The sequence below is a fragment of the Corynebacterium sp. BF-R-2 genome, assembly GCF_024586525.1.
GTDB lineage: Bacteria > Actinomycetota > Actinomycetes > Mycobacteriales > Mycobacteriaceae > Corynebacterium > Corynebacterium singulare.
Genome location: NZ_JAMFTP010000009.1, coordinates 17,278 through 30,660, shown reverse-complemented (window position 1 = coordinate 30,660; position 13,383 = coordinate 17,278). Strand labels below are relative to the sequence as shown.

10 protein-coding genes and 3 tRNA genes are annotated in these 13,383 nt (G+C 61.6%); 7 read left to right on the top strand and 6 right to left on the bottom strand.

Going from position 1 to position 13,383, the window contains the following annotated elements:
* The 4 genes from M5J09_RS07540 (at nucleotide 1) to M5J09_RS07525 (ending at nucleotide 3,138) form a co-directional block, all read left to right on the top strand.
* Entirely contained in the window at nucleotides 1–348 is a 348-nt protein-coding gene (locus M5J09_RS07540) for a DUF3566 domain-containing protein (protein WP_144790637.1), read from the top strand.
* A gap of 110 nt (nucleotides 349–458) precedes the next feature.
* Nucleotides 459–535, top strand: a tRNA-Ile gene (locus tag M5J09_RS07535).
* Between the two features lie 9 nt (nucleotides 536–544).
* Nucleotides 545–617: transfer RNA gene (locus M5J09_RS07530), tRNA-Ala, on the top strand.
* Nucleotides 618–1,140: 523 nt separating this feature from the next.
* Nucleotides 1,141–3,138 carry a hypothetical protein gene (locus M5J09_RS07525; RefSeq protein ID WP_257157454.1) on the top strand — a complete coding sequence of 666 codons (1,998 nt, stop codon included), beginning with the start codon at nucleotides 1,141–1,143 and terminating at the stop codon, nucleotides 3,136–3,138.
* A 200-nt stretch (nucleotides 3,139–3,338) separates the two neighbouring features.
* Here the strand turns inward: M5J09_RS07525 and M5J09_RS07520 are convergent, their stop codons facing one another.
* Nucleotides 3,339–4,274 carry a polysaccharide deacetylase family protein gene (locus tag M5J09_RS07520; protein ID WP_257157453.1) on the bottom strand — a complete coding sequence of 312 codons (936 nt, stop codon included), beginning with the start codon at nucleotides 4,272–4,274 and terminating at the stop codon, nucleotides 3,339–3,341.
* A gap of 192 nt (nucleotides 4,275–4,466) precedes the next feature.
* On the opposite strand from M5J09_RS07520, the gene M5J09_RS07515 reads away from it, so the two are divergent.
* A tRNA-Ala gene (locus tag M5J09_RS07515) sits at nucleotides 4,467–4,539 on the top strand.
* Nucleotides 4,540–4,625: 86 nt separating this feature from the next.
* Here M5J09_RS07515 and M5J09_RS07510 read toward each other — a convergent pair.
* From M5J09_RS07510 to M5J09_RS07490, 5 genes are all read right to left on the bottom strand, one after another.
* Nucleotides 4,626–5,099, bottom strand: coding sequence for a GNAT family N-acetyltransferase (locus M5J09_RS07510; protein ID WP_257157452.1), 474 nt, complete (start codon nucleotides 5,097–5,099; stop codon nucleotides 4,626–4,628).
* Between the two features lie 38 nt (nucleotides 5,100–5,137).
* Entirely contained in the window at nucleotides 5,138–6,940 is a 1,803-nt protein-coding gene (locus M5J09_RS07505) for an ABC transporter ATP-binding protein (RefSeq protein ID WP_257157451.1), read from the bottom strand.
* Nucleotides 6,937–8,511: an ABC transporter ATP-binding protein gene (locus M5J09_RS07500; RefSeq protein WP_257157450.1), complete on the bottom strand. Its 1,575-nt coding sequence runs from the start codon at nucleotides 8,509–8,511 to the stop codon at nucleotides 6,937–6,939. Before M5J09_RS07500 ends, M5J09_RS07505 begins: the two co-directional genes overlap by 4 nt.
* 52 nt (nucleotides 8,512–8,563) lie before the next feature.
* Nucleotides 8,564–8,767, bottom strand: a complete 204-nt coding sequence (locus M5J09_RS07495; protein WP_042528631.1) for a hypothetical protein — start codon at nucleotides 8,765–8,767, stop codon at nucleotides 8,564–8,566.
* 197 nt (nucleotides 8,768–8,964) lie between these two features.
* Entirely contained in the window at nucleotides 8,965–9,849 is an 885-nt protein-coding gene (locus M5J09_RS07490; protein ID WP_257157449.1) for a hypothetical protein, read from the bottom strand.
* Nucleotides 9,850–10,172: 323 nt separating this feature from the next.
* Between M5J09_RS07490 and M5J09_RS07485 the strand changes: the two genes are divergently transcribed.
* Both M5J09_RS07485 and metE read left to right on the top strand, forming a co-directional pair.
* A complete protein-coding gene (locus tag M5J09_RS07485) occupies nucleotides 10,173–11,096 on the top strand; it encodes a methylenetetrahydrofolate reductase (RefSeq protein ID WP_257157448.1) in 924 nt (307 codons plus the stop codon).
* Entirely contained in the window at nucleotides 11,093–13,357 is a 2,265-nt protein-coding gene (metE, locus tag M5J09_RS07480; protein ID WP_257157447.1) for a 5-methyltetrahydropteroyltriglutamate--homocysteine S-methyltransferase, read from the top strand. Before M5J09_RS07485 ends, metE begins: the two co-directional genes overlap by 4 nt.
* Nucleotides 13,358–13,383: the final 26 nt, after the last annotated feature.

Here is a 13,383-nt window from a genome sequence, read left to right as displayed (position 1 = left end):
ATGATCGGACGAGAGCTTCACCTAGCGCGGATTTCACCGATGTCGGCCTTCCGCGTGGGCCTCGCCATGTCACTCGTCGGGCTTGTTGCCTGGATCATTGCAGTTTGCCTGCTCTACATGGGCCTCGATCAAGCTGGCATTTGGGATTCCCTCAATAGCTTGGTCGGCAGCGTAGGCGGTGGCATTGAGGTCAGCTTTGGCCTCGTCGTCTCTGCTGCGGCTCTCTTCGGCGCCATCATCGCTGTCCTCATGACCATCTTGGCACCACTCATGGCTGTTATATATAACGCCATCGTCGATGTCTTTGGTGGGTTCAAGGTGCGTCTCCAGGACGAGGCGCAGCGGTAGCCAAAGAGATCGATGCATTAACATTCCAAAACGACCCACAAAATATAGATTGACCTGGCGATTTGTAATAGATCGCCAGTCCTATGTAGAGTTACTACTCGTTCCGGTCAGGGCCTATAGCTCAGTCGGTTAGAGCGCATCGCTGATAACGATGAGGTCGCTGGTTCGATTCCAGCTAGGCCCACCACGGAACAATGGGGCATTAGCTCAATTGGTAGAGCATCTGCTTTGCAAGCAGAAGGTCAGGAGTTCGATTCTCCTATGCTCCACAGCTTAAAAATTAAAGACGCCCAGCGATGGACGCTGGGCGTCTTTCTTTATTTCAACCCTAGGCGCGACCGGGATATGCAACAAAAAGCGACCAGACGCTGTGGTGGACAAGGGATTAGATCTCTGGAAAAGCAACAAATCTTGGGGCAGTCCCAAGAGGGCACCCTCACGGCCCATCCGAATGACATACATGTAATTATTCCCCGGATAGGGGTAGAATCATTCACAGCTTTCACATAGGTTCGAAATAGTTTCACCAGTCCCTCACGTATAAAACACTGTCATCTACCTGCTAATAAACCGGTCAGGCCGGTCCGAGTGTTGGAAAAACTCTAAAAAGTTGTTGCGTTTGACTGGAAAGACCCGCGAAAGTCCGATAATCTTGCCAACAGCGACAAAAGCTGCACTACTTGTTGAGAATGTGAAGATCATTCTGAAAGAACATTTGCTAGCGTCGCCCTACACGACGGTTATCGAAAGATAATTTTCACAGACCGACCTCAACTCTCATAGGGGAATTACATGTTCAAGAACCGTGTTCGCACCGCCGCTCTCGCAGGTGCAATCGCAGTAGCCACCGGTGTTTCCGGTGTTGCAGTCCCGGCTTTCGCTGAGGACACCGACGTCAACTCCATCCAGGGTCCGGAGTTCAACGAGCCTGATGCATCCAAGGCTAAGGACGCCAAGGCTGAGAACTACACCGAGCAGCAGCTCGCTGAGATGACCAACTCCACCGACAAGTTCATCCAGAGCTACAACCAGTACAAGGATCTGTACCCGAAGGTTGCTGCACTTGCTGGCGACGGCGTCGATATCTCCGAGGAGCAGGAGTACAAGGACTTCCAGAAGTTCGCTAACCTCACCACTGAGCAGCTCGCACAGGCTGAGAAGAACGTTCAGGCTGCACGTGCTTCCGTTGCTTACGCTCTGGAGAAGGACAAGGCTGCTGACGCTGCTTGGAACAACTACGAAGAGAAGGCCTTCGACTACAACGTTACCGTGACCAACGTCACCGGCGTTAAGAACGGCGGCAACAACCCGCAGGGTAACAAGGGCTCCCAGTACGAGACCGACGAGTACAAGAATGCTGGTCTCCTGAAGACTGACATCGAGAAGGCCAATGCATACCTTGCTAAGGCAAACGGCGGCCAGTCGGTCGAGATCAAGGACGACAACGACCAGCCGATGGGCACCATGGACCTTCAGGCCCCGGACCTGAAGGAAATCGATCCGAACAACTTCTGGAGCACCGAGAAGACTCCGAAGGAAAACCTCAAGAAGTTCGAGAAGGCTATCGAGGAGTACAAGCTTCGTCTCGCTTACGCAGGCGACCGCGCTGCTGATAAGACCCCGGGCAACTACATCCCGCGTGACTACATCGGCTACCTCGAGACCGTTATCTCTGACGCTGAGATGCTCTACGAGCAGCTGAAGGCTGACACCGCTGCCCTTAACGAGGCACGCGACGCTGCTCGCGAGGCTTCCCGTGAGGCTCAGAAGTCCGACGTTCTGGTTCGCCAGGGCCTGCTGGACCGCGCCTGGGCTCAGGTTTACGTCCTGCGTCCGATGGAGGCTGAGTTCGCTATCGGTGCTCGCGTTCTCGAGCTCTACGAGTCTGGCGAGAACGGCACCGTAGTCATCAACGGTGAGCAGCTCACCCTGCGTCAGGCTTACGAGCGCCTGATTCAGCACGATGCAAACGTCGACCGCAATGGTGGCAACGACCACGACGGCAAGATCCAGGGCCCGAACTACGTCAACGAGGCCATCAACGAGAACTACGAGGCATACAAGTCCGCAACCGCCGAGGCTGCTAGGATCTACGCCAACTTCGATGGTGACAAGCAGAATATCGACGGCCCTGGTATCTGTGGCCCGCGTGACTCCCGTGATGAGGTTGCAACCCCGGGTGAGGATCCGTTCAACACCAAGCAGAAGGATTGCACCGAGCCGCTGGATAAGGTCTTCTTCGACGGTGCTTCCAACCAGAACGATGAGGCCGATTTCTACAAGCAGATGAAGATCGCTGCTGCTAAGCGCCTCTTCGGCCCGAACAACTTCAACCTGGCTTGGGAAGAGGAGTACAAGAAGGTTCTGAACGCTGACAACGGTGTTCAGAAGGCTATCTCCGACGACGCTGCTGCTGCAAAGAACCGCGACGACCAGGCCAAGCTGGCTAAGCAGAACGCCGACAACGCTGCCCGCATTGCCGCTGCTCTGGAGAACCTGAAGAATGGTAACTCCAACGGCGGCGACAACGGCAAGGACGGCAAGGACGGCAACGCTGGCGACAACGGCAAGGACGGCAAGGACGGCAACGCTGGCGACAACGGCAAGGACGGCAAGGACGGCAACGCTGGTAAGGGCGGCGACAAGTCCTCCGTTAAGGACAAGCTGTCCTCCAAGGATGGCAAGCCGACCACTCTGGGCATCTTCGGCATCGTTGCTGGTGTCCTGGCTGCAGTTGCTGCTGCCTTCCCGGCAATCGCCAAGGCTCTGAACATCAAGCTCCCGTTCTAATCCCCGGTTGCTGATGTCGCTCCGCCCCTAACGGAGTAACTCAGTAGATGAGCCCCGCCACTAGGCGGGGCTCTTCTTGTTTTCTTGTGGCAGTAGGACAATGATTGGGCTCCATCCAAAGTGGTTTGGAGCCCACTGTCTGTTTTAACTCGGTGCGGTGCTTGTGGCAGCCGTAAACGTGCGCTTGAAGGAGTGGCTACCTAGCGGTTCGAATAGTGGCGTCCCGCTTCCGTGTGAGGTATGAGGCGGTCTAGGTTGACTGGTTCAAGGCCCTTTGCGCGGAGACCGTCGATGATGCAGGTGCTTGCTTCGACAGTGGTGGGGTGGATGTCGTGCATGAGAATTATGCTTCCCGGCAACGCGCCGTCGACAGCGGCGGTGCAGACGTGTTCGGCGTTGCGGTCTTTCCAATCAAGTGTGTCGACTGACCACAGTGCTTGGGCCTGTCCGTTAGCACGTGCTGCGGCGTCGACAGTGCCGTTAGTAGCGCCGTAGGGAGGTCGCAGCCACTTCGGGTTCTGGCCGGTAGCGGCCTTGATGGCGTTTGCGCCGGACTTGATTTCAGCGTCGACCTGTTCTGAGGGCAACGTAGTGAGCTCCCTGTGCGAATCGGTATGGTTGCCCACAGTATGGCCCTCGGCCGTCATGCGGCGAAGCAGCTCGGGGTGAGCGTAGGCATTGGGGGCTAGAACCATGAAACTAGCGTGGGCATCCTTGGCCTTGAGCGTGTCCAAAAGCTGCCCGGTGAGATTGCCAGGGCCATCGTCGTAGGTGATAGCGACGCAGTTGGAGCACGCCTCGTCAGCAACGGATTGTCGCCGGGGTGCCGGGTTGTGCGCATCCTTGGCGGTGAGTGCCTTGTCCTGTTTCTGAGGCGAGCCCTGGGGTCTCGAGGAACCGCCAAAGACAGGATTGTTCTGAAGCTCCTTCGGGAGGGCGTTGTAAACGTTCTGCTCCATGCGGACGACCTCTTCTTGGAGGTCAGGGAGCTGGGGCTGCGGAATCTGCGTCGTGTTCACGTGCGGTCGCGGCAGCGGAGGAACCGTGGGCAGTTCCTGGGCGTGGGCGCTCATCGGCGCTGCAGTAATCGCGGCTAGTGCGAGGGCGGTGGCGGAGCGGACAAAGAATCGACGCATGGCAGCCTTCCAAGAACAGCAATAGGCAATAGTAGACGATTCATTGTTCCGCTGACCGCGCCTGCCAGGTCGCTTCGACACGCAACTAGAGTAAAAATAGTTAATTAAAGTGACTGATGGTGCATTCATTCCGCGGGGGCTTCCTTGTGATTTTCATGTTGAATGCACGCGGGAGTATGCTCAACAGTCACTGGGGCATTAGCTCAATTGGTAGAGCATCTGCTTTGCAAGCAGAAGGTCAGGAGTTCGATTCTCCTATGCTCCACAAGGAAGCTCCCTCTCTTCGGAGAGGGAGCTCGTGGTGTTTTGAGCGGGGGAGAGGCGGAATCGAACTAGGGGTTTATGCCATGCCTATTGGAAGCGCTTGACCAGCACCACGTGACCGTCGTTGTCGCCTACTGGCTCAAAGCCGAGGTGCAGGTAGAGGCGGTGGGCACGCTCATTGGCCGTGGCCACCGACAGTGAGATGCCCGGCGCACCCATTTCGCGGGCGAGGTTGGTGGAGGCGTCGATAAGCGCGGTGCCCACGCCTTGGCCGCGGAAACGCGGCTCCACGGCAAGGCCGATTTCGGGGATGCCGTCAGCCACGTGGCCGTAGCCGTGGCGCTCAGGAGTTCCCCAATTGAGCCACACCCCGCCGGCGGGCACGTGGCCTTCCCAGGCGATGAAGCCGCCGCGTGAAGGATCCCAACCGGAAAGGTAGTACTCGAAATCTTCCTCAAACTGCGGGGTGAGCTCTTTGTGCTCGTCGCCGAAGGTATCCGTGAGGAAGTTGAGGCGGGCGAGATACGTGCGGTCAGCTTCAGTCAGGGGGAGAAGGTGCATGAATTCCAGGATAGAGCGCGAACGCAGATGCGTCGGTGCTACCCGCGTTCCCACTGGGCATAGGCCTTGGCATAGCGCCCGCCCAGCGCCATGAGGTCGGCATGGGTGCCGTCCTCGACAATCTGGCCCTGTTCCATGACAATGATGCGGTCAGCCTCACGGGCTTGGTCCAAGCGGTGGGCAACGACGAGTGCGGTGCGGCCCTCGGTGACGGCCTTAGCTGCGTGTTCGAGGACCTCAGCATGTTCCGAGCCGGCCTCTGAGGTGGCCTCGTCCATGATGAGGACGGGTGGCTGGCGCAGGATCATGCGGGCAAGGGAGAGCTGTTGCTCGGCCTCAGCGCCGAGATCCTCGTGGCCGGCGCCAATGAGGGTGTCCAAGCCTTTGGGGAGCCAGCGGGAATGCTCAGTGAGGCCAACGGTATGCAGGGCTGCCCACAGTTCTTCATCGCTGGCGCCGGGTTTGGCTAACAGAAGATCGCTGCGCAGGGTTCCGGAGAAGAGGTGCACGTCTTGGGTAATGAGCGCGACGTGTTCGGTGATCCACGTGTTGGGAACGGTGGACGTGTCGATGCCATCGAGGCAGATGCTTCCCTGGGTGGGATACTGCAGTCCGGCGACGAGGGAAGCCAGGGTGGATTTACCCGCGCCGGAGGTGCCCACCAGGGCGGTGGTGGTGCCGGCGGTGAGGGTGAGGGAGACGTCGCGAAGCACAGGCGCACCACCCGGGTAGTTGTAGGAGAGGTTCATCATGGTGATGGTGGGGGCGTGGGTGAGATGCGGAGTGTCCTTGTGGCGTTCTGCGCCGGCGGCGGCGTCGAGAGTGGCCAGGGCGACGGCGCGGCCGAGGGAGGTCACGGAATGCTGGATTTCGCCGGCGAAGAAGAGGATGTTGAACACGTGGACCTCCAAACGCATGACCAGGAGCACCGCGGAGGCAGCCTGACCCTGGGTGACCCAGCCGGCCATGACCATGGGGACGGACATGGCCACCGAGCCCAGCAAGAGAACGCCGAAAGCCAGAGAGCCCTGCCCCAGGACGCGGTTGATGAGTGGCACCTTATCGCCCCAGGCCTGCACCGTGTCCCAGGAGTAGCGCTCCATGCGCGTGTGTGCCCAGTCCTTGAGGGAGAACTGGCGGAGGGTCTCCAGCGCGCGGATGGTGTCCAGCAGCACATTGTTGCGGTAGGCCTCCACCGAGGAAACCTCGTTGGCCACGGTGGGGATATCGCGCATGGTGGCGCGGATGAAGGGGTAGAGGAGCAGGCCCACCACGAGGAAAAGGAGGGCGTAGGCGGGGTGGATGAACACCATGGCGAGCGCGGTGAGCGGCAGCATGAAGAGCGTCAGAACAAGGCGCTCACCCATCATGGACATGGCCATGACCACGGTGTCGATGTCCTTGGACAGGCGGGTAATGATGTTGCCGGTGCCCAGCTCCATGACGGCAGGTACGGGGGCGCCGAGGGTGGAATCGAGGGCTGCGGTGCGCAGATCCACCGAGAGGCGGCGGGTCGTAGCAGTGATGAGGTAGCGGGCCACCGCACGGCCGGTGACCTCCACGAGGAAGCCAAGGGCGATGATAATGAGTGCGCCCACCATGGCGCGGCGGCCAGTGCCCAGGACGGGCAATTCCATACCCTGAATGATGTCCACGACGCGGCCGAGGACCTGGGAAACCAGGTTCATCATGATGACCGTGACGGTGAAGAGCGCGAAGAAAAGGGCGATGCCGCGCCTGGTGGGGGCGCTGGGCAGGGTTTTCAGAAAGCGCAGGCATTCCTTCGGAGAGGCGGGGGCGAGGGCATCGGCGCGGCCCTTGTTGGTGGTTTGTTGGCTCATAGTTCCCGCACCTCATCGGCGTTGGCCGCCCAGGTGGAGGCGGAGGTGATGACGACGGTGACCTTGCCGGCGCGGAGCTCATGCACGCGCTGGGCGACGTCCGCCAGTGTCAACGAGTCCAGTCCCGTCGTGGGGTTATCGAGCACGAGGACCTCGGGATCGCGGGCCAGCGCCCGGGCAAGGGCCACGCGCTGGCGCTGGCCGCCGGAGAGGTTGAGTCCGGCCTCGCCGATGGGAGCGGTGGGTAGCTCACCGTTGGGGCCCACCCCGCCGAGGCGGGTGATGATGTCCTCGCAGGCGGAGGCATGGAGGGCGTCGCTAAGCTGCGCGGCGCTGGCCGTGCGGAGGGGGTCGACGTTGTCCTGCAGAGTGCCCTCGAGCACGGAGATGCGATGCGGTGGGCACAGCGCGCCCTGGGCGTTCAGATAACCTACCCAGGACTCCACGGTGCTGCGCCCGGCGGCGGTGGTGGGCATCCACACGTGCAGGCCGGGCTTCACGTCGATGGGTGCGCCGACAGACCCAGTGGCGTTGGCGGAGAGATCGCTCAGTAACTCGCCGACGCGCTCCACGGAGGCGCGCGCCCGGGCCCAGTTTTCCGTGAGCAGGCCCAGGGAGACGCCCAGTGCAGTCAGGGAGGGTGGAACGAGCATGGTGATGGCCATCATGCCGCCGGGGGAGATACGGCCCTCGAAGGTCTCCCACGAGGTCCACGCCAACAGGCCTATGGCGAAGGATGCGGGCACGATCTGGCGGAACCAAGACATCACGGCAGCGCGCCTGGCCTCCGTGAGCATGGCGGTGAGCGAGTCCTGGGCAGCATCGGAAAAGCGCTGGCGTGCGATATCCCTCGCGCCAAGCCCCTTGACCACGCGGGATCCTTGCGCAAAGTCCGTGGCCAGGGAGAGAGCGGTGTTCTCCAATTGGCGGCGGCGGGCGGCAACCTTGGTTAGGGGTTTCGTCGTGGCCCACGAGGCCAGGGCGGTGGCCAGCGCGCCAAGGAGGAGCACCCCGGAGACCGTCCAGGAGATGGGCGCTAGGCTCACGACGGCCCCGAGCAGGTAGCCCACCATGATGAGAGGGAAGTTGAGAATCTGCTTGAGCTGGCCGATGTAATGCGAATCCTCATCCATCGTGTTGAGCAACCGCCCGGGGCTCTGGCCGGCGGTGGAGGCCTCCATGAGCCGGTCCAGCAGGTTGAGGCGCAACGTGTGCGTGGTGCGTGCCTGGCTGAGATCCGTGAAGGCATCCGTCGTGGCCTCGCTGATATAGGTGATGTAGAGGATCAGCGCGGTCACCACAATGGGTAGGGCTACCGTGCGCCAGGAGGGATCAGAGAAAGCATACTGGGTGGTCTGACCGATGATGACGGAGACCAACGCGCCCAGCGGGGCATTGATGAGGGCACTGATGAAGATGCCGATGACGCCAAGGCGCTGGGCAAAAAGCAGACGCCACGTGGCGGCACCGGGGTGAGAAAAATCGGTGGTATCAGTGAGAGAAACCTCCCCGGTGGGAGGCTCATCTGGGAGGTACCACGACCACGTCTTCATGCGCGGGTAGTGAGTCATAAAGACTCATCTTATCGCTCCGCAGGGCTGCGTGGTGACTTAGATAACAGTCTTAGGAGAGGTGGTAATTGTCCACGTCGTAGCCGTTGAACTCGCGGTCCACGCCATAGTCATCCACGGAGCTGAACTGCGTACCGTTCTCGATGGCGAAGCGGAGGTTGTCTAGGCGGGATGACGGGTCGCCCGCAACGGCACCTGCTGGAAAGTAAAAGGTGTCGCCACCTTTGAGCTTGACGATGAGTGATTCGAAGCTCATGTTTTCATCTCCTTGGGGGTGCTATGACCAATACAACTGCAGTGCGAAAACTGCGCGCGGGCACCGATCGTCCACGATCGATGCCAATTAACCTCTGATTCAAGCAGCTCGCACGCGCAGGAGCAAAGTAGTGAGATCTAGACAACGAAACCCCCTCCCCCCAAAGGCGGGGGAGGGGGCTGTATGGGAAGTGAATTTTAGTTCTCGTCTTCGGTGCGCAGGCGGTGCTTGCCCTCAGACTCGTGATCATCGGTGATGCGGGAGGTGTCAACGCCTTCGGAGTCGGCGTTGCTGACCTCAATCTCGGTCTCAATAGCGTTCCGAGTGGCGGTTTCTTCCTCGCGGTGCTTGGCCAGCTGCTCATCCAGGGAGCCCAGCAGCTCCTCATCGCGCTCGACGACGCCATCCTCAGCCAGATCCGAGCCCTGTGCCGGAACCTTGGTGTCATCCTCAGTGGTGGAGGTGTAGACCAAGGTGGAGCCCTGCGGTGCGGAGGTGGACGGGGTGGCGAAGTCCTCCACGCGCGGCGGAACCTTGGACTCTTCCTTCTTCTGGGTGAAGAAGTAGAAGACGCCACCAGCGATAGCAGCTACGGCGGCCACGAGAGCGGAGATGAGCCAGACCTTTGAGCCCTTCTTCTCCTTGCCAGCGGCCTTACGGGCCTTCTTCTTCACCAGGGCGGCCTTCTTGTGGGCCTTCTTCTCAGCCTTGGAGGCCTTCTTCTCCGCCTGCTTGCGTGCCTTCGACGCCTTCTTGTCGGCCTGCTTCTGGACCTTGCTGAGCTTCGAGGAGGCCTTGTTCTGGGCGTCTTCAGCAGCGGAGGCGAGCTTCTCAGCGGTGTCCTCGCTGCGTTCCTTGAGCTCCTCCAGGGCGCGCTCCAGGCGGGAGTGAGCAGCCTTGGTCACGGCGCCGGCCTCACGGCGGGCCTCCGGGAACCAGTCATTATCGCGCTCCTCCATGCGGGCAGCGGCGGTCTCGAGGACGGAGTACGCCTCGCGGGACTTCTCCTCGCGGTAGTCCTTAGCGCGCTCCCACAGGGAGGACGCAAGCTTGATGGTAGTGGACAAAGCGGCGGGGTTCATAGGGAGTGGTGCTCCTTCACAGTGCGTTTCTTGCCCGAGTGTTACTCGAGCTTGTTTTATCGCTGGGTTCTCCCTTTCAGCGTAGTGGCGCCGCGCACGCCCCGCCACTGGGTGTGTGAAGCATCAAGCAGTTCACCAAAAATAGACAGCTTTGTACGGAAGGGGGACGTTTTTATTCACCTTGGGTTTTGGGTAACGGCGCAGCTGATTGGGGTGGAATGGTATGACCATTCGAGATGCAGGTGCCGAAAAAATGAACAGCTTGGTACGTTTTCACCAACAGCACCGATGACTTACCCCGACAACCTGCAGAGGAGGTGACCATGTCCCCGCGACTCTCCGCATCCGCGCCACTAGACCAAATCAGCGAAGATACACCCGAGCGCCTCGAGCGCACCGCGCTGTCCTTCGAGGTGATCCCGCCGCGCCACGACGCAGATGCCGCCAAAATCGACCGTCTGCTTGCCACGTTGTCTGCGTATAACCCGGATTACATCGCCGTGACGAGCTCCCAGCGTTCGGGCTGGCTGGAGGGTACCGCCGCCTTCATTGAGAAGATTTCCCGCGATACCTCCATGCGCCCGTTGGCCCACCTGGCCTGCACCGCCGGTACTGAGCAGGAACTTGAGGAGTGGGTCGACACGCTTGTTGACGCCGGCGTGCGCGGCCTCCTCGCCCTGCGCGGCGACCTCCCCGAGGGCGGCATGCCCGAGGGCCACCTGCCGCATGCTGATTCCTTGGTCCGGCTCATCCGCCGTTGGGAATCTGCCCGGGTGGCGCGCTTGGCTGCCGGGCGCCTTGCAGTCGGTGTGGCCTGCTATCCCAACGGCCACGCCGAGTCCGCCACCGCCGATGAGGACATCGACGTCCTTCTGTCCAAGCAGCGCCTCGGCGCCGACTTCGCCATCACCCAGCTTTTCTTCGACGCGGAGGATTACGTCCGCTTTGCCGAGCGCGCCCGCCTGGCTGGCGTGCGCATTCCGCTCATCCCCGGGATCATGCCGATGACCAGCCGCGCTCGGGTGGAGCGAATGTGCCAGCTGTCGGGGCTGGATGGGCCGACAGCGGTCCTGGACCAGCTCGTGACAGCGACCTCACCCGAGGAAGAAAAAGAAATAGGCATGCAGATTACAGCTTCCTTGGCGCAATCGGTGTTGAACGCCGGCGCTGATGGGCTGCACATCTACACACACAACAATCCTGACATTACGACTGACCTGCTTAACCGAATTGGAGTCACCCCATGACCGCATCTTTCCCCAAGGCAACGATTGAGGGCTACCCCCGCGTTGGCGCTCACCGCGAGCTCAAGCGCGCGTTGGAGTCCTACTGGTCCGGCAAGATTGACGCCGAGACCTTCGAGTCCGCCGCGCACTCCCTGCGCCTCGAAACCTACGCCCGCCTCAAGGACCTGGGCCTGAGCGAGGACTACGCCATCCCGGCTGACGTTGCCTACTACGACCACGTCCTGGAGACCGCGCTGACCGTGGGCGCTGTTGAGGGCGAGACCCTCGATGACGAGTTCACCTTGGCCCGCGGCAACAAGGACACCGCGCCGCTGGAGATGACCAAGTGGTTCGACACAAACTACCACTACATCGTCCCAGAGATCGCCGATACCCAGTCTTTCACCGCCCGCCCGCAGCGTGTGCTCAAGATCGTCGAGGAGGCTCGCGCTGCTGGTCACACCGTCCGCCCGGTTCTCGTTGGCCCGGTGACCCTCCTGGCCCTGTCCAAGCAGGCGGAGGGCGCCACCAAGCAGCCGCTCGACCGCCTCGACGAGCTCGTGGAGTCCTACCTCACTGTGTTGGCCGCGCTTCACGACGCCAACGTGGAGTGGATCCAGCTCGCCGAGCCGGCCCTCGTCGCTGACCTCGCGGCTGCCGACGACTCCACCCTCGCCGCCGCCCTCAAGACCGCTTATGGTCGTATCCTCGGCGCCGAGAAGCGCCCGCAGGTCTACCTCACCTCGCCGTACGGTTCCCTCAACGCTGGCCTTGACGCCATTGCTGAGCTTAAGCCGGAGGCAGCCCAGGTTGACCTCTCCGTGGGTACCTTGGCGTTGGATGATTCCTACCTCGAGCGCGTTCAGAAGCTCGCCGACGCTACCCACCTCGCCGCTGGTCTTGTCGATGGCCGCAACGTCTGGGCCGCTAACCTGCGTGACCTGCGCGAGAAGCTCGAGTCCCTGGGTGAGGGTGTCTCCGTGACCACCTCGGTTTCCCTTCAGCACGTGCCGCACACCGTCGAGGCCGAGACCTCCCTGCCGGTGGATGTCGCCACGTGGTTCGCTTTCGCGGATGAGAAGGTCCGTGAGGTCGTCGCACTTGCCACCGGCCCGCTCGATGCCCCGGAGGCCTACGCTCAGGCGGACCGTGCCGTGCGTACCCGCGCCGAATCCGCTCGTACCCACAACCAGGCCGTGCAGGATCGCACCGCCGCCCTGCCGGAGGGTCAGGTACAGCGTCAGCCGGAGTTCGCCGAGCGCAACAAGGCTCAGGAAGCCCTCGGCCTGCCGCAGCTGCCGACCACCACCATCGGTTCCTTCCCGCAGACCTCCGAAATCCGCGCCGCACGTGCTGCTCACCGCAAGGGCGAGCTTTCCGACGCCGACTACACCGAAGCCCTGCGCAACGAGGTGAAGTCCGTCATCGAGCTGCAAGAGCGTCTGGGCCTGGATGTCCTCGTTCACGGCGAGCCGGAGCGCAACGACATGGTGCAGTACTTCGCCGAGCTTCTCGACGGCTTCGTCGTCACCGAAAACGGCTGGGTTCAGTCCTACGGCTCCCGCTGCACCCGTCCGCCAATCGTCGTCGGCGACATTTCCCGCCCGGAGGCCATGACCACCGAGTGGGCACAGTTCGCTCAGTCCCAGTCCGAAAAGCACGTCAAGGGCATGCTCACCGGCCCGGTGACCATCCTGGCCTGGTCTTTCGTCCGCGATGATGTTCACCAGTCCGTCTCCGCTGACCAGCTGGGCGTCGCGCTTGCCGACGAAGTCCGTGACCTCGAGGAAGCCGGCATCGACATCATCCAGATCGATGAGCCCGCCCTGCGCGAGCTGCTGCCGCTGCGTGAGCAGGACCGCAAGGCTTACCTGGAGTGGGCCGTGCGCTCCTTCCGCCTCGTGGCGCTGGAGGCTAAGCCGACCACGCAGATCCACACCCACCTCTGCTACTCGGAGTTTGGCCAGATTATCGACGCCGTCGCCGGCCTCGACGCCGACGTCACCTCCATCGAGGCAGCCCGCTCCCGCATGGAGCTCCTCGAGGATATCGACGAGAAGTTCCACTCCGAGATTGGCCCGGGTATCTACGACATCCACTCGCCGCGCATCCCGTCTGTGGCGGAGATGGCAGAGCTCATCCGTGCCGCTCTTAAGAACGTGCCGGTGGAGCGCCTGTGGGTCAACCCGGACTGCGGCCTGAAGACCCGCGGTTACGAAGAGACCGAGGCCTCCCTGCGCAACTTGGTCCTTGCCCGCGACGAGGTCCGCGCCAGCCTCTAGGACCGCGCCAGCCTTTGGGCCCGCGC

Bases quoted from the DNA above. Each gene is read 5' to 3' on its own strand.
- M5J09_RS07490 (WP_257157449.1), bottom strand. From the start codon at position 9,849: ATGAACCCCGCCGCTTTGTCCACTACCATCAAGCTTGCGTCCTCCCTG.
- M5J09_RS07520 (WP_257157453.1), bottom strand. From the start codon at position 4,274: ATGCGTCGATTCTTTGTCCGCTCCGCCACCGCCCTCGCACTAGCCGCG.
- M5J09_RS07510 (WP_257157452.1), bottom strand. From the start codon at position 5,099: ATGCACCTTCTCCCCCTGACTGAAGCTGACCGCACGTATCTCGCCCGC.
- M5J09_RS07485 (WP_257157448.1), top strand. From the start codon at position 10,173: ATGTCCCCGCGACTCTCCGCATCCGCGCCACTAGACCAAATCAGCGAA.
- metE (WP_257157447.1), top strand. From the start codon at position 11,093: ATGACCGCATCTTTCCCCAAGGCAACGATTGAGGGCTACCCCCGCGTT.
- M5J09_RS07505 (WP_257157451.1), bottom strand. From the start codon at position 6,940: ATGAGCCAACAAACCACCAACAAGGGCCGCGCCGATGCCCTCGCCCCC.
- M5J09_RS07540 (WP_144790637.1), top strand. From the start codon at position 1: ATGATCGGACGAGAGCTTCACCTAGCGCGGATTTCACCGATGTCGGCC.
- M5J09_RS07495 (WP_042528631.1), bottom strand. From the start codon at position 8,767: ATGAGCTTCGAATCACTCATCGTCAAGCTCAAAGGTGGCGACACCTTT.
- M5J09_RS07525 (WP_257157454.1), top strand. From the start codon at position 1,141: ATGTTCAAGAACCGTGTTCGCACCGCCGCTCTCGCAGGTGCAATCGCA.
- M5J09_RS07500 (WP_257157450.1), bottom strand. From the start codon at position 8,511: ATGACTCACTACCCGCGCATGAAGACGTGGTCGTGGTACCTCCCAGAT.